The following is a 16027-nucleotide window of genomic DNA, read 5'->3' on the forward strand; positions in this document are numbered from 1 at the left end:
GTTTTAAGCTGCCTATTAGCATTCTCATTATCTTTTGGAATGAGAATTTCTACCTGAATTATTATTCATGCCATTCATGTTATTCATATTGTTCATATTCATACCATTAGGGTTCATACCATTTTGATTGCCCATAAGCATATTTAAGAGTGAACCAATATCATTCATGTTAGCATTATTTCCATTATTAAATTGTGGATTACCATTGCTATTACCCATGTTGCCGCTGTTGTTGCCCATGTTGTTGTTATTGTTAGCACCACCCATGTTATTTCCCATGTTTCCCATTAACATGTTCATTAATGGATTTCCATTCATACCATTCATGCCGCCACCTAGGCCGCCCATAAGCATATTTAATAATGGATTGCCAGTCATCATATTAGGATTATTCATACCATTCATTTGATTTGTTCCATCCCGGCTATTTTGATTAGGCATCATAGGATTATTCATTCTATTTCCTCCCGTAATACCGTTAAAAATGGAAGCAAGTATCATATTTAATAGAGGATTCATTTTACCACCTTTTTGTTAATTGTTTTACTATAGTTTATTGCAAAGATGTATAAAACGATACTACTTTAGGGATATTTAAAATTTAAATTGATCAAAGCTTTGTGTCAATTCATCAGATAAACTGCTTACCTTTTGAGCAGAAGCAGCAACTTCAGAACTTGCAGAGTTTAATTCATCAGATGAAGAATAAATTTCTTGTGTGGTTGCTGAAATCTGCTCTGATACTGCAGAAATATTTGTAATATTAGTTACCAGAGAATCTTTCTCGGAATCCAATTCAGTAAAATCTTTAGCTATTGAATACATTTTAGGAATCATATCTTCAACTGCTGTGGAGATATGTTTAAATGCAACAATTGTATTATTAATAATATTTGTTTGATTTTTAACATCTTGGGTAATACTATCTGTGCTAAGTACTATATCATCAGTATTTTTAAGAACCTTTGATACTATGGTATAAATCTTTTTAGCAGAACTTTGGCTCATTTCTGCAAGCTTTCTTATTTCATCTGCAACTACAGCAAATCCTTTTCCAGCTTCACCAGCTCTAGCAGCTTCAATTGCAGCATTTAGAGCAAGCAAGTTTGTTTGTTCAGATATTCCATTTATTAAATCTGTCATATTATTAACTTCTTTAATATCTGTAGTCATTAATGTCAGTGCATTACTAAAGTTATTGAAATTGGTATTTAATAGTTCTATTGAAGCAATTAGTATTTTTAGTTCATCGTTACTTTCTTTTGCCTTAGTACCAATATCTGAAGAAGTAATAGTAACGTCATTAACCTTATTTGTAAGAGTTGAAAGTTTATTTGCAAATTTGTTTAAATTATCGGTGCTACTAGTTAAATTATTAGCTTGATTGGCTGTTCCTTCTGAAATATCACTGATTGCTTTTGCTATAGTCCCAATAAGTGAAGATAATTCTTCAGAGATAGATGAAAGACCAGTGGACTGCTCATTGAGATTCTCAGAATTTGTTTTAATTGTATCAATACTGTTATTTAAAGAATGTTGAATATTTGTTAATGAATGACACATAACTCCAGTTTCAGAAGAATCCCTTAAATGTTTTTCATCTATTTGAGTAGAAAAATCACCTTGTGAAAAATCTTTCATTATACTGACAACATATAGTATTTTTTTAGAAATCCTTGATATTGAAAAAATTAAAACTAAGGATATTACTATAAGACTTACAATACCAGTTACTATATTAGCAAATTTTAAGGAACCAAATGATTTTAGTAAATCACTTTTTTCAGCAGTTACGATAACACACCAGCCAGTGCTTGGTACTACAGAATAAGATAGAGTTTGAAGTTTATTGTCAGAGATAATTTCAGCAAAACCACTTCCTCCTTGAGAAATATTACTGATTAAATCATAAGGAGCTGATTTATCAGGATTTGTTATGATTTCACTAAGATTAGTACCTTTTTGCACATACTCATCGTTTGAATGTCCAATTATTTTACTACTAGAATTAACTACATATGCTTTACCAGTATTTAAAAATGATATTTTTTTACTAAGATTTGATATATCATCTCCGTGTCTAAATGCAACTAAAACACCAATTGTTTTGTTTTCATCTTTTATTGGAGCCGATATTGCTATTAATAAATCTTTACTAAAATTACTTTGAAAAGGTTCTGAAACATATGATTTCCCAGAAAGGGCAAAAGTGAAATAGTCATAAGATTTAATATCAACTGTAGCTCCACTTAGAAGTGTTAACTTTCCGTCAGGAGTAGCTATACCCATATCAGAATACTGCTGAAAATTCTTTTCTTCAGATAATATATTTAATTTATCATGTATAGTTGCCTGTTGATCTACAATAGTTGGATTATGAGCTAAACTCTCAATTGCTTTAACTTTTTCATCCATTACATCACTTATATCCTGCGCGGTAATATTACTTATTTGAGTAAGTAGTTCTTCACTATTAGAATATAAAGCATTTTCTCCTAGAGTATAAGTAAAAATTGTAAGTAATAATAAAGTTATAATTACAACTGGCAAAACTGTCAAAAGTACCTTAAAGCTAATTGAACTTTTGCTTAACTTAATTTTACTTTTGGTAAGATTACTAGTAGCTGGAGAACTATAATTTTTTCTTGGTTTAAAATTTAATTTCTTAATCTTTTCGATTAATGATGCCTTTTTTAATGAAGAATTACTTGATTTGTTTTTAGTATTAATAAAGTTATGGTTAACTTTCTTTGAAATTTTCATTATTTCCTCCTAATGTTTCACTAATTCGTTATAAAAAGAATTAATTATTAACAAATTGTTATATAATGTATATTGCTATACATTATACATTAATTTTATAAATAATACCATGTGTTTGTGGAGAAGATGGTAAAAGCTTGCAGGAGGTTCAGAGATAAAAAATCATATAGAATATGTAGAAAATTAATAAAATATAGTAAATCTTTTAGAAAATAAATAAAGTAAAGTAGACAATACTTAAATGGATAGAATAAAAGAAGAAAAAATGAATAAAATAAATACAATAATAAGAGCTGAGAAAGACAATCTTAGTTCTTTTTTATGTATTTTTTACCAATTGATTTGCGAAAAGAAGAAAAATATAAACCATAAAAATTAGGAGCAAGATATGAAAATTGGAGAAACTGAATTAGCGATAATTGATATAATAACATTTACAGGAATACTAATAACATTTTTGACGGGTGTATTAAATTTATCTCAAAATAAAAAAAGTCTCTACATAAATAATATTACAAGATTTAGAGTAGTATGGATTACCACATTTAGAACACATATTGCATGTTTAAAAGAATTAAGTAATATAACTAATTTATATGTAAGAACAAAAGATGGAACTAATAAAATAGCTTATAGAAGGGAATTGGAAAAAGTCGTAGCATTAATAAAAATGCACTTGAATTTTACAGGAAAGCTTGATATAGAATTAATTTCTAAGGTAGAAGAACTAAAATCTACAATTAATAGTTATTTATTAATGTATTATTGTAAGAATAAAATCAAATCTATAGAAAACAATAGTGAACTTGTGAATGAATTTTATGAAGTTATTGAAGTAATAAGTGAAAAAAAAGTATTGCAGGATATTTGGGATTTAGCAATGAGTAATAATAATTTTGAGAAAATGGACTCAATAGAGAGATTAAATCTGATAGGATTAAAAAATCAAGTTAAACTAGCATGTAAGAACAATCCGGAATTGGTAAAAAGAATAAATAATGAAAGTAATCAGATAATAGAAAAATATGAGTGTGAAATTGGTGAATTAAATGAAGATATTGATGAAATTGTACAGATATATTTGAAAGCTGAGTGGATAAGATGTAAGGTGGAAACGAGAGTATGGCCATATAATAGATATAATGAAAAAAAAGTCATAAGCAGACTGAGAGACAGGTCACATAGAGAAAGTGAAACAAAATAACAAAAAAGCTTTAGTTTTCAAAAATTCTTATTATTTTATGAGAAGTGCAGTTTTTTGCTAAAATGTTTTTTGGCTGCGTAGTAATATTTTTTACGATAAATCTCAAGCGTATTAGACTTGAGATTTATTTTTTATAGTAAAAGAGCCTCACACTTTAGTGCGACAGCTCCTTGCTTTTTTAGTGAAGAGTTTGTTTAACATTAATTATTTTAGAATTTTTTATTTTTGAGCTGAGAAAGTTTGCTTAACTTGATTTATTTTATTTTGATCAGCCTGCTCTGAAGGATACCATCCTTTTTGTGACATCTTATTGTAGAGCTGATTTTGCATGTTTAAGGTATCTTTCAAGGCTGTATCAAAAGCACAATGAACATTTTGAGTAGAGGATTCTATAGTTCCGTGTAATAGTAAATCAGAACTAGTTTTTACTGCTACTAAAATGTCTTCAAATAACTCTTTATCATTCATAACTTAAATCTCCTTTATTTATTATAATAATTGATAGAATTGATTAAAGATTCTTTGGTGAGTATTAGCTAATTGCTGAACATATGATTTTAGCTCAGCATCTTGAATTTGATTTGCACATTCTGTGCACTTTGTTTGCATATGTTTTTCATGACTTAGTGTATCTTTAATATACGATAATTCTTTTGGACTCATAATTTAAGCTTCCTCCTATAAATTAGAATAATGTAATTAACAATTGTATTATGTGATAAATGATGTTTTTTATACTTTATAAATAAAGAAGCTCAATCATTTGATAATATTGCTTGAAAAGTATTATAGTGGTATTATCTTGATAATAATTTTAAGGAGGGAGAAAAATTGGTTAAGAATATAATATTTGATCTTGGAAATGTAATGATAGATTTCAGCCCTAAAGAATATGCTGAATCCAAAATTGCTCAAGAAAAGGTGGAAGAAATATATAAATGCATCTTTCAAAGTGAAGAATGGCCAATGCTTGATAGGGGAACAATTAATGAAGAAAATGCTAGAAGAAATATAATTAGCAGAAATATAGAGAATGAAGATTTAATAAATGCAGTTTTCGATAATTGGTACGATATCTTAATTCCTATAGAAAATAGTGTGGACATATTAAAAAAATTAAAAGAAAATGGATATAAAGTATATTATTTATCTAATTTTCATTGTGCTGCATTTGAATATATGGATGAAAAATATGATTTGTTCAAATTATTTGATGGAGGAGTATTTTCATTTAAAGAAAAATTACTTAAGCCTGAGAGAGAAATATATGACAAAATAATACAAGAATATAATCTAACGTCAAGTGAAACTATATTCATTGACGATACGGAAGTTAATGTGAAAGCAGCTAGAAAATTAGGATTAAAAGGAATTGTTTTAGATGATCCTAAAAACTTGTTAGCAGAATTACAGAAATTCGATATAAATATCTAGACATAAACGTATGTGGTGTATTGCTGAAATTGCATATATTTTTATAACCGTAAAGACTTCGATGTTTCAAGGGATTGATGAAGTTTTCCTTGAAAAGTTCTATGAATTAAATGCATATCTATTGGGCAATATTATAATGAAGCTTTCTAGAATGAATTTATATTTATAAGCTAAAAAGTGGAGGTGTTGGTTATGGAAAATGCATCAGGTGATGCTGGTAAAAATATCTCGGAATTTGGTAAGGATAACTTAGAGTCTAAATCATATGGGAATGCTGAACAGAATTCCATAAAAGCAATAATAAAGCATTCTGGAGAAATAACAGGATATGAGCTTTCAAATGGAGAAAAAATAACTAAAGAAAAAGGTGTAGAGTTAGCTAAAGCTGGATCTATATCAGGAGTATCTGTTTCAACCTCAAGAAAAGGCGAAGAATATTTAAGAAGTTTAAGAGATGATGATGAATCAAACAATTTAAGTTCATTGCCAGTAATAGATGAATAATTTGTATTTTACAGGTTATGACGAAATAATTAGAAATCTGTAACAATTGAAATTAAAAAGGAATACATTTAATTAAAAAACTCGTATCATTTATATGCTTAAATGATATGAGTTTTTTTATAAAAGTGTTAAAATAGTTAAAGAGCATGATATTAGTGAATATATATATGCTTATAGGAAAAAATTAAGAATTATAGGAACCTAACTATAAGTGTAAGGGAGATGTATCAATGAGCGATTTACGCGATTTAAAAGAATTGACAAAAGCTAAAGCAGTGGAGGAAATGCAGGAATTAAAAGACAAAATATTAGAAAGATTAAACTCTGTTAAAAGAGATGGAATAGATGAATTGATAAATTACCTTGTAGAAAGAACGGATTATTTTACGGCACCAGCCTCAACAAAGTTTCATTCGAATTTTGATGGAGGGCTTGCATATCATTCGGACAATGTTGTTGAATTAATGCTTCAAAAGAACAAACAATATAAACTGGGACTTAGTGATGATACTATATACTTAGCAGGGTATCTGCATGATTTATGTAAATGTAATCTTTATGAAAAAACTATGAGACTAAAAAAGGATGAGATTACTGGAAAGTGGATAGGATATGCTTCTTACGAATTTGATGACAGAATTCCTTTAGGTCACGGAGAAAAAAGTGTAATTTTACTTCAGCAATTTGTCAAACTATCTCTAGAAGAATGTTTAATGATAAGATGGCATATGGGAGCGTATGTACCTAAAGATGAGTATAGAGATTATAATAAGGCTATAGAGATGTATAAATCTGTTTTGGCCTTTAGTAATGCTGATGCTGAAGCCTCACATTTCTTAGAAGAAGTACGAGAACCGGAAGTTTATCCAATAGAAGAATACAATAAGTATGTGAAAGAAAAAGCTATGAAAAAAAACAATTAAATAATGTATATATGTATGAGAAATAAGAAGTATTCTTGAATAAAATGAAGAAATAATGACTTCAAATAAATTTATGAAGCATACTAAAGAAATATTGACGTAAACAGTAGCATTTTTAAAGATAATATAGTAAAATGTCAATGTTGTATGATAAAAAATGTTTTTATAAGTTGCAACTATAATTTTATTTTAGCCAGAAAGGTTGTGATGTTAGGGTTGGAAAATAAGCTGAAGTTATACGGCTTTAACAACCTCACAAAAACACTTAGCTTTAACATCTATGATGTATGCTATGCAAAAAGTGAGCGGGAGCAAAAGGACTATATTGCTTACATTGATGAGCAATACAATTCAGAAAGACTTACAAGAATTTTGTGTGATGTAACAGGGAGTATTGGCGCACATGTACTTAATATTTCAAAACAAGACTATGATCCTCAAGGTGCAAGTGTAACTATTTTGATATCGGAAAAAAATATAGGGACACAAAAAATAGATGAATCTTGTAATAAAGGTGAAATTGAAATTTTGAAATCCAGAGATACTGTCGTAGGGCATTTAGATAAAAGTCATGTAACGGTGCATACTTACCCAGAATATCATCCAGATAACTCAATTGCTACTTTTCGTGTGGATATTGATGTATCCACTTGTGGAGAGGTTTCTCCATTAAATGCATTAAACTATCTTATAGGAAGTTTTGATTCAGACATCATAACTATAGATTATCGTGTCAGAGGTTTTACCCGAGATGTTGATGGTAAGAAGTTATTTATAGATCACAAAATAACATCAATACAAGATTATATTGATGAAGGAACATTAAAGAAGTATGATGCTATGGATATAAATGTATATCAGTCAAACATATTTCACACTAAAATGTTGATAAAAGAAATTGAACTTCAGAATTATCTTTTTAATAGAGATGTTTATGAGATTAAGCCAAAACAAAGGCTTGAGATTGAAAACAATTTAAGGAAAGAAATGATCGAGATATTCAGTGGAACTAATATATATTAATGGGGGATGAATGCAAATGAAAAATAAAGAATCCCACTCAAGAGCACCAATTTATGAAGCACTAATAGAGTATAAGAAAGCCAGAGTAGTTCCATTTGACGTTCCAGGGCATAAGCAAGGGCGAGGAAATGCTATGCTTAGGGAGTTTTTAGGAGAGCAATGTTTGTCAGTTGACGTTAATTCAATGAAGCCACTAGATAATCTTTGTCATCCAGTGTCAGTTATTAAGGAAGCAGAAGAACTTGCAGCAGATGCATTTGGTTCAAAACATGCATTTTTTATGGTAAATGGAACAAGTTCTGCAGTTCAAGCGATGGTTATGAGCGTTTGTAAAAGAGGGGAAAAGATTATAATGCCTCGAAATGTTCATAGGAGTGCTATCAATGCATTAGTAATAACTGGAGCTGTTCCTGTTTATATAAATCCAGGAACAAATAAAAAACTTGGAATTCCACTAGGAATGTCAGTAGATGACGTAAAAAAGGCAATCAAAGAAAATCCAGATGCTAAAGCTGTATTGGTTAACAATCCAACTTATTATGGTATTTGTTCGAATCTAAAAGAGATTACTAAAATTGCACATGAACATGGTATGTATGTCTTAGTAGATGAGGCGCATGGAACTCATTTTTATTTTGGTGAAAATATGCCTGTATCTGCAGTTGAAGCAGGAGCAGACATGGCGGCTGTCAGCATGCATAAAACTGGAGGGTCTTTAACTCAAAGTTCCTTCTTACTTTTAAACTGTGATTTACATGTAGGATATGTTCGTCAAATAATAAATTTAACTCAAACAACAAGCGGATCATATCTCTTGATGTCATCACTTGATTTAGCGAGAAGAGATCTTGTGCTAAATGGAAAAGAAATATTTGCAAAAGTGACACAAATTGCAGAATATGCAAGAAACGAAGTAAATAAAATTGGTGGTTACTATGCTTTTTCAAAGGAATTAATTGATGGAGATGCAGTTTATGATTTTGATATAACAAAGCTATCTATATTTACAAGAGATATAGGTCTTGCAGGAATTGAAGTATATGATATGTTGAGAGATGAATACGGCATTCAGATAGAGTTCGGTGACATAGGAAATATTCTTGCAATAATTTCTGTAGGAGATCGTAACCTTGCGATTGAAAGATTAATAGCTTCTTTATCAGAAATAAAGAGGCTTAATTCAAGGGACAAGGCAGGAATGTTTGATCATGAATATATAAATCCGGAGGTTGTCCTTACACCTGAAGAGGCATTTTATTCAGCAAAGAAATCTATACCTATGAATGAAAGTCACGGGAAAATATGTGCTGAATCTGTAATGTGTTATCCACCAGGAATTCCAATTCTTGCACCAGGAGAAAAGATAACTAAGGAAATATTAGATTATATAAATTATGCAAAAGAAAAAGGATGTTTTTTAACTGGAACGGAAGATCCTAAGATTGAAAATATTAATATTGTGGAGGAAAAATAAATGGAGTTATGGTATACAGAACAACATACTGAAAATGTAAGATTTTCAATTAAGGTTGAGAAGGAAATTCATACTGAACAAACCGAGTTTCAAAGAATAGATGTGCTGGAAGCTAAGGAATTCGGTAGATTTTTTACGTTAGATGGTCTAATGATGGTAACGGAAAAAGATGAATTTATTTATCATGATATGATAGTTCATGTACCAATGGCAACTAACCCTAATATTAAAAAAGTTCTAGTTATAGGTGCTGGAGATGGCGGAACAATAAGAGAACTTACAAGATATAACACAATCGAAAGAATAGATATGGTGGAAATCGATAAAAGAGTTGTAGATATATGTAGAGAATACTTTCCTATAACAGCATGTAAGCTTGATGAGCCACGAGTTAATCTATTTTATGAAGATGGCTTGAAATTTGTACGTGATAAGAACGATGAATATGATTTAATAATAGTAGATTCTACTGATCCATTTGGACCAGGAGAAGGACTATTTACTAAAGAGTTTTATGGAAACTGCTACAAAGCATTAAAGGAAGATGGAATTTTAGTTAATCAACATGAAAGTCCATATTATGATAATGATGCAGCAGCAATGAAGGATGCTCATGAAAAAATCACAAAGTTCTTTCCAATTATAAGGGTGTATCAAGCACATATTCCAACATATCCATCAGGACATTGGTTATTTGGCTTTGCTTCGAAAAAGTATCATCCTGTTAGAGATTTAAATGCAGAAGCTTGGAATAGTTTAGGAATAAAAACAAAATACTATAATACAGATCTTCATGTAGGATGTTTCGCTTTACCTAATTATGTTAAAGAAATGTTAAATGGACTTACAGATTAGCTAGAAATTTAATATTAAGAATTAACATTTGTAAGGTACAATTAAGAATATTAAGGATTATATATCGTATGATAAATTGTCGATTAGATAAATTTATGAAGAAACTGGAGGAATTAGAATGGGAAAAGCTTTAATTATTGGTGCAGGTGGAGTTGCAAGTGTAGCAATTCATAAATGCTGCCAAAACTCAGAAGTATTTGAAGAAATTTGTATAGCGAGCAGAACATTATCAAAATGTGACGCAATAAAGGCTTCATTAGAAGGAAAAACTAAAACTAAGATACAGACAACTAAAGTAGACGCTGATAATGTACCAGAATTAGTAGAACTTATTAATAAGTTTAAACCAGATGTTGTTATAAATCTTGCACTTCCATATCAAGATTTAACTATTATGGATGCATGCTTAGAAACAAAGGTTGATTATGTAGATACAGCTAATTATGAACCTCTTGATACAGCTAAGTTTGAATATAAATGGCAATGGGAATACAGAGAAAAGTTCGAAAAGGCAGGAATAACAGCATTACTTGGAAGCGGTTTTGATCCAGGTGTTACAGGAGTATTTAGTGCTTATGCGCAAAAGCATCAATTTGATGAAATTAATTATATAGATATATTAGATGCTAATGCAGGTGATCATGGATATCCATTTGCAACAAACTTTAACCCAGAAATAAATATTCGTGAAATAACAGCTAAGGGAAGCTACTGGGAAGAAGGAAAATGGGTTGAAACAGAACCTCTTGAACTAAAAAGAGTTTATGATTTTCCAGAAATAGGACCAAAGGACATGTATTTACTTCATCATGAAGAATTAGAATCTTTAGGTTTAAATATTAAAGGAATCAAGAGAATAAGATTCTGGATGACTTTCTCACAAAAATATATAACACATTTACATGTGCTTGAAAATGTTGGTATGACTTCAATTGAACCAATTGAATTTGAAGGAAAACAAATAGTACCACTACAATTTTTAAAAGCTGTATTACCAGATCCAGCATCTTTAGGACCAAGAACAAAAGGTAAAACAAATATAGGATGTATCTTCCAAGGTAAAAAAGATGGAAAAGATAAAACTTATTATGTATATAATGTTTGTGATCATGAAGAATGTTATAAAGAAGTTGGTTCACAAGCAATTTCTTACACAACTGGAGTTCCAGCTATGATTGGTGCAAGCTTAATCTTAAAAGGTTTATGGAAGAAGCCAGGTGTATATAATGTTGAAGAATTTGATCCAGATCCATTCATGGAAGAACTAAATAAGTGGGGCTTACCATGGAAAGAAAGTTTTTCTCCAACACTAGTAGAGTAGAAAGTATGTAACTTGAACTTATGTGATAGCTTACCGAAAGAAAGGGTACTCTGTTGTTTCGGTTGCTTAGATAATATAGTTGTGGAAAAGTGAAACTCGACTCACTAAGTTCGCTGAGTAAGTTCGAGGAACCAAATGCAAGATTTGGACTCTCACTTAACATTATGAGTTGTACCCATTTCAGCTTGCTCCAAACCATAGGTTTTGACAAGCTGAAATGGAACAACTCATAATGAAGAAATCCTACAACTATATTCTCAGATGCAACACTGCACAAAAGAGTACCCTTTCTTTCTGATATAAGCATACTTCAGAGTATAAGTTAGAATTTCGATGATATACTTATAAAGTTACATTTGTCTATCTTTAAATCGCTGCTTGACCATAATATTAGAAAAGTGAAGGTATAAGAAAAATGCAATAAGTAAAAATAAATATATGAGTTGTGTTTTTTACCAAAAAGTTAATGGTAAAAACTTAGTAAGGAGGTCAACTAATGAAAGATATAGATATAAGTAAATTACCATCACCATGCTATTTGGTGGATGAAAGACTTCTTAAGAGGAATTTGGAGATTTTAAATCAGGTACAGGAGAGGACTGGAGCTAAGATTATTTTAGCAACAAAGGCTTTCTCAATGTTTTCAACGTTTCCTTTAATAGGAAAGTATTTAAAGGGAGTTACTTCAAGTTCTTTGCATGAAGCGAGACTTGGATATGAGGAAATGGGCAAGGAAGTGCATATATATTCTCCAGCTTATAGAGATGATGAATTTGATGAAATAATGAAATATAGTGATCATATAGTATTTAACTCATTTAGCCAATGGAGAAAATACAAAGATAAAGTTAAGAGTAATAAAGATAAAAAGATAGAATGCGGTATTCGTATAAATCCTGAGTATTCAGAAATAGAAACAGATATATATAATCCATGTTTCGAAAATTCAAGAATGGGAGTTACTTTAGCTAACTTTGAGGAAGATGAGCTTGAAGGAATTGACGGATTGCATTTTCATACAATGTGTGAGCAAAATTCTGATACACTTGAACGTACAATAAAAGTTGTTGATGAAAAATTTGGTAAATATATTAAGAAAGTAAAATGGGTTAACTTTGGTGGCGGTCACCATATTACAAGAGAAGATTACGATATAGAAACCTTAATTAAATCTATTAACTTCATAAAAGATAAGTATGGAGTAGATGTATATCTAGAACCAGGTGAAGCAATTGCGTTAAATACAGGTTTTCTTGTATCAACAGTTTTAGATACTATGAAAAATGGAATGGATATAGCTATCTTAGATACCTCTGCTGAGTGTCATATGCCAGATGTACTTGCAATGCCATATAGGCCTAATATTATAGGTGCTGGAAAGCCAAATGAATATGAATATACATATAGATTTGGAGGACCAACCTGCCTTGCTGGAGATATTATAGGAGATTATTCATTTAAGGAACCGTTAAAACCTGGAGATAAATTAATATTTTGTGATATGGCTATTTATTCAATGGTTAAGAATAACACCTTTAATGGTGTAAACCTTCCTGCAATTGTAAAGTATAGCGAGGAAAAGGGAATAGAAGTAATAAGAGAATTTGGATACGAGGATTTTAAAAGGCGATTATCGTAATTTGCTATCTAAATTTTATACATTCACAATTAATTAGTAAAAAGCAATTTTTAATACATATTGCAATTCGCAATCATAGTTTACAATTGTTAATTGGACATTGTAAATTTTTAATTGCAACATATAAATAAAATCGTAATAAGCATGTTTTATTATACTTTTCTATAATTTTATTTTGATAATAGTAGAGATTATCAAGGGTAGAAAGAAAAGCTTAATAGAGGATGCTTATTTTTTTATCTGAAAACATAAAACTAAATTATAGAATAAAAAATACAATATATCAATACAAAAGATATAAAACGTATATAATTTGTAATAAATAATAAAATAAAAATAAAGTTCCGTTTTATTCCCAATTTTGTACGTTTTATTACATTGCATAAAATTAATATATAGTTAATAAATCTAAAATTATCAGTGTTTAAGGGGTATAGAGCATTAGGTAAAAATATGTTTTTATAATTCATATTATACTTTAGTATAATATGAAAAATATTGGATTAATATATAATTTATTGTAGTTATATTTTACTTAAAGTATATAAAATTCAATAAATTTCATAAAATGGTTAAGTATTTAATTATACACTTGACAATTTTTGAATAAATACTATAATTTTTATGAAATGTAAAAATAAGGGTAGTGGAATTTTAACTTAAAATTGAGAAGAAAATCATTAAAACAGGGGGATGGAAAAGTGGATGTAATAAAGCAAACCAATAGGACAATATTATTCGAGGAAATTAATCCGGAAAAATTAGATTTAATTACTGTAATAGGTGATACAAAAGGATTAAATAGCTTAAATGATGACAAAATTAAAGAAATAAATGAAAATTTCTTAGTTAACAGCTTTGATGAATTCTTAGATAGATTTTCACCTGTAGTGTATTCATTTTATAATGCAACAAATCAAAAGGTAATCTACACATTAAAGAAACCAGAAAACTTTCCAAGTGAGTTAATAACAGAAATTCCAATTAATAAATCTAATGACTTTTTAAAGATGTTATTTACTTTAATTGATACTAAAAGAGCATAAGGAATTGCAAATGTAGACTTTAAGTTTGAAAATTTACTAGATATGATATCACCTAAAAAAGTAATGGATGATATAAGGCAGACTAGAAAGGAAATTCAGTATACATACGGTAAATATGATGCCTTAGATGATGAAGATCCAAGTAAGCTGGATTTTGGGGACAAGCTTAACGTAATGTTTGAGGAAGCAAGTGCAAATTATAACAATATAATGGCAATGCTGCCACTTGCAATTGAAGATATAAAAACAAGATTGCTTCTTGGCGGAGATGACAATAAAAATTCTAATGAATCATTTCAGCTTGGTGTGTTGAGCATGGGAGAAAATGGAGAGTTAAAGGTTTTGGAAGCTCCAAAGGTAGAGGAAACTTCATTAGTAGCAATAGATGATAAAGCCAATCTTGGACTAATTGAAGCCTTTGAAGAAGATTATGAGGAAGTCAATGAGACAAAATCAGATTATGTAAAGAGCTTAGTGGTAAGAACCTTCTGTCCGCTTTCATCAACTATGGAAAGTTCTGTGGATACAGAGCTAGAAGTAAGTAACTACAATACTTACTTGGAATTTTACAAAAGTTCCAAAGATGATTTTATAAAGACAGTAAAACCTCTAATAGAAAAAATATTAGGAGTTAAAATGTTCTTTGATCAATATAAAACAAAGAGCAAAGGAATGAAACCAAGCTTATTAGTTACTAATACTAAACTTTCAAGATTAGTAAATGCTCAAAATCTACCAAGATTAAGTACATTTTTAAGTTCAGTGAATGATAAAAATGATTTTGATAATACAATATGGTTTGGAATTGTTCCATCAATTGAACTTGAGGCACAAGCTAAAAATAGAGTTAAGAGAGAGAGATTCAAAGCAAATAAACAGGTGGAGAAGACAGATTCAAATTCTATGGAAGATTTAGCAATGCTGCTAGACGCAGTACAAAAGTATCGCATACAAGTTTTCTTTAGTTTTGAGCCAAGAGAAGATACAACCTTTAATCATGTAGCAACTGCCGGAATTGATAAATTTATGGACAAGTGTGAGTCGTTAATGAACAACTCATATAGTGAATTTGCAATTCCATGTGTTCCTAATTTTACAGTTATTCCAAAGGAAAAGTCAGGAATTGTTTTAGATAAACGAATGATACTTACAGATAATGGAGCAGTAGAATTATCTAAAGAGAAAGAAGATATCTTGAAGCTTTGGATAGAAGGAGTTTATATTGGAAGTTCATATATAGCAGCTGGTATTGTAGCAGCATATCAATGTCCAGAATATTTGAAAGAAAACTTTAAAGATGTTTATAGCGAATATCCAGGAGTTAGATTTGATATAGAAGCAGGATCGAATGCTTTACAGATTACAACAACATTAGCAAAAGAAATATCTGGATTTACAAATGAAATTAAAAATTCTATAAATAGGAGAAACTTTGGATTTGTCTTTTCATCTGAAAATGCAAAAATTCAAGGTAAAGATATAAAGCAGATAACAGTATATAAAGCTAGAAGTCTGCAGGCTAATGAAAATGATTTTGAATCAATCTATAAGACATTAGTAACAACATATATTGAGAGAATCTTAAGATTCTATACTAATGATTTTAAAGAAGATAATATTATAAAATTCTTTAGCAATAATCCAACAAGTGTTAAGAGCAAATGGATGGCGCATAAAGAATATACAAATGCTATCGTACGAGATGGTGATGATATTAACTTCGTAATAAATGAAAAGAATGGAACATGTAATATTGATCTAGTATTTAACGGTAATGTTAAAAACTTAGAAGTAGAAATTACACGTAATGATGCACGTAGTATAAGCTAATTACAATAGAT

The 16027-nt window shown here is 29.6% G+C and carries 13 protein-coding genes and 1 pseudogene; 10 read left to right on the forward strand and 4 right to left on the reverse strand.

The genetic code is table 11. The features are described 5' to 3' along the window. Nucleotides 1–27: 27 nt before the first annotated feature. Together CDLVIII_RS06210 and CDLVIII_RS06215 are read right to left on the reverse strand one after the other, a co-directional pair. Nucleotides 28–456 (reverse strand): RNA-binding protein, encoded by a 429-nt coding sequence (locus CDLVIII_RS06210; RefSeq protein ID WP_242835845.1) that lies wholly within the window; start codon nt 454–456, stop codon nt 28–30. A gap of 138 nt (nt 457–594) precedes the next feature. Further along, a complete protein-coding gene (locus CDLVIII_RS06215; protein WP_009168581.1) occupies nt 595–2763 on the reverse strand; it encodes a methyl-accepting chemotaxis protein in 2169 nt (722 codons plus the stop codon). Nucleotides 2764–3151: 388 nt separating this feature from the next. On the opposite strand from CDLVIII_RS06215, the gene CDLVIII_RS06220 reads away from it, so the two are divergent. Next, nucleotides 3152–3967, forward strand: coding sequence for a hypothetical protein (locus tag CDLVIII_RS06220; protein ID WP_009168582.1), 816 nt, complete (start codon nt 3152–3154; stop codon nt 3965–3967). A gap of 219 nt (nt 3968–4186) precedes the next feature. Here the strand turns inward: CDLVIII_RS06220 and CDLVIII_RS06225 are convergent, their stop codons facing one another. Next, nucleotides 4187–4435 carry a spore coat protein gene (locus CDLVIII_RS06225; protein ID WP_009168583.1) on the reverse strand — a complete coding sequence of 83 codons (249 nt, stop codon included), beginning with the start codon at nt 4433–4435 and terminating at the stop codon, nt 4187–4189. A 21-nt stretch (nt 4436–4456) separates the two neighbouring features. Further along, nucleotides 4457–4630, reverse strand: a complete 174-nt coding sequence (locus CDLVIII_RS31090; protein WP_009168584.1) for a hypothetical protein — start codon at nt 4628–4630, stop codon at nt 4457–4459. 168 nt (nt 4631–4798) lie between these two features. On the opposite strand from CDLVIII_RS31090, the gene CDLVIII_RS06230 reads away from it, so the two are divergent. From CDLVIII_RS06230 to CDLVIII_RS06270, 9 genes and pseudogenes are all read left to right on the forward strand, one after another. Next, nucleotides 4799–5401 carry an HAD family phosphatase gene (locus CDLVIII_RS06230; protein ID WP_009168585.1) on the forward strand — a complete coding sequence of 201 codons (603 nt, stop codon included), beginning with the start codon at nt 4799–4801 and terminating at the stop codon, nt 5399–5401. A 192-nt stretch (nt 5402–5593) separates the two neighbouring features. After that, on the forward strand, nt 5594–5905 hold the full coding sequence (locus CDLVIII_RS06235; RefSeq protein WP_009168586.1) for a DUF3892 domain-containing protein: 312 nt from the start codon (nt 5594–5596) through the stop codon (nt 5903–5905). A gap of 230 nt (nt 5906–6135) precedes the next feature. Further along, nucleotides 6136–6828, forward strand: a complete 693-nt coding sequence (locus CDLVIII_RS06240) for an HD domain-containing protein (protein WP_009168587.1) — start codon at nt 6136–6138, stop codon at nt 6826–6828. A gap of 204 nt (nt 6829–7032) precedes the next feature. Continuing rightward, nucleotides 7033–7851 carry an adenosylmethionine decarboxylase gene (gene speD, locus CDLVIII_RS06245; RefSeq protein ID WP_179117810.1) on the forward strand — a complete coding sequence of 273 codons (819 nt, stop codon included), beginning with the start codon at nt 7033–7035 and terminating at the stop codon, nt 7849–7851. Nucleotides 7852–7867: 16 nt separating this feature from the next. After that, the gene (locus CDLVIII_RS06250) at nt 7868–9325 is read left to right on the forward strand and encodes an aminotransferase class I/II-fold pyridoxal phosphate-dependent enzyme (protein ID WP_009168589.1); all 1458 of its coding nucleotides are present in this window, start codon (nt 7868–7870) and stop codon (nt 9323–9325) included. Beyond that, complete coding sequence (gene speE / locus CDLVIII_RS06255) at nt 9326–10180, forward strand: polyamine aminopropyltransferase (RefSeq protein WP_009168590.1); 855 nt, start codon at nt 9326–9328, stop codon at nt 10178–10180. A gap of 118 nt (nt 10181–10298) precedes the next feature. Beyond that, complete coding sequence (locus CDLVIII_RS06260; protein ID WP_009168591.1) at nt 10299–11501, forward strand: saccharopine dehydrogenase family protein; 1203 nt, start codon at nt 10299–10301, stop codon at nt 11499–11501. Nucleotides 11502–11997: 496 nt separating this feature from the next. Then, nucleotides 11998–13140 (forward strand): carboxynorspermidine decarboxylase, encoded by a 1143-nt coding sequence (nspC, locus tag CDLVIII_RS06265; RefSeq protein WP_009168592.1) that lies wholly within the window; start codon nt 11998–12000, stop codon nt 13138–13140. A gap of 701 nt (nt 13141–13841) precedes the next feature. Beyond that, nucleotides 13842–16016, forward strand: a pseudogene (locus CDLVIII_RS06270) (transcriptional regulator). Nucleotides 16017–16027: the final 11 nt, after the last annotated feature.

It is taken from the genome of Clostridium sp. DL-VIII (assembly GCF_000230835.1).
In the GTDB taxonomy this organism is placed as follows: domain Bacteria; phylum Bacillota; class Clostridia; order Clostridiales; family Clostridiaceae; genus Clostridium.

Excerpts from the sequence above, each read along its gene's own strand:
- CDLVIII_RS06210 (WP_242835845.1), bottom strand. The coding sequence starts at position 456 with ATGAATAATCCTATGATGCCTAATCAAAATAGCCGGGATGGAACAAAT.
- CDLVIII_RS06215 (WP_009168581.1), bottom strand. The coding sequence starts at position 2,763 with ATGAAAATTTCAAAGAAAGTTAACCATAACTTTATTAATACTAAAAAC.
- CDLVIII_RS06220 (WP_009168582.1), top strand. The coding sequence starts at position 3,152 with ATGAAAATTGGAGAAACTGAATTAGCGATAATTGATATAATAACATTT.
- CDLVIII_RS06225 (WP_009168583.1), bottom strand. The coding sequence starts at position 4,435 with ATGAATGATAAAGAGTTATTTGAAGACATTTTAGTAGCAGTAAAAACT.
- CDLVIII_RS31090 (WP_009168584.1), bottom strand. The coding sequence starts at position 4,630 with ATGAGTCCAAAAGAATTATCGTATATTAAAGATACACTAAGTCATGAA.
- CDLVIII_RS06235 (WP_009168586.1), top strand. The coding sequence starts at position 5,594 with ATGGAAAATGCATCAGGTGATGCTGGTAAAAATATCTCGGAATTTGGT.
- CDLVIII_RS06240 (WP_009168587.1), top strand. The coding sequence starts at position 6,136 with ATGAGCGATTTACGCGATTTAAAAGAATTGACAAAAGCTAAAGCAGTG.
- CDLVIII_RS06250 (WP_009168589.1), top strand. The coding sequence starts at position 7,868 with ATGAAAAATAAAGAATCCCACTCAAGAGCACCAATTTATGAAGCACTA.
- speE (WP_009168590.1), top strand. The coding sequence starts at position 9,326 with ATGGAGTTATGGTATACAGAACAACATACTGAAAATGTAAGATTTTCA.
- CDLVIII_RS06260 (WP_009168591.1), top strand. The coding sequence starts at position 10,299 with ATGGGAAAAGCTTTAATTATTGGTGCAGGTGGAGTTGCAAGTGTAGCA.
- nspC (WP_009168592.1), top strand. The coding sequence starts at position 11,998 with ATGAAAGATATAGATATAAGTAAATTACCATCACCATGCTATTTGGTG.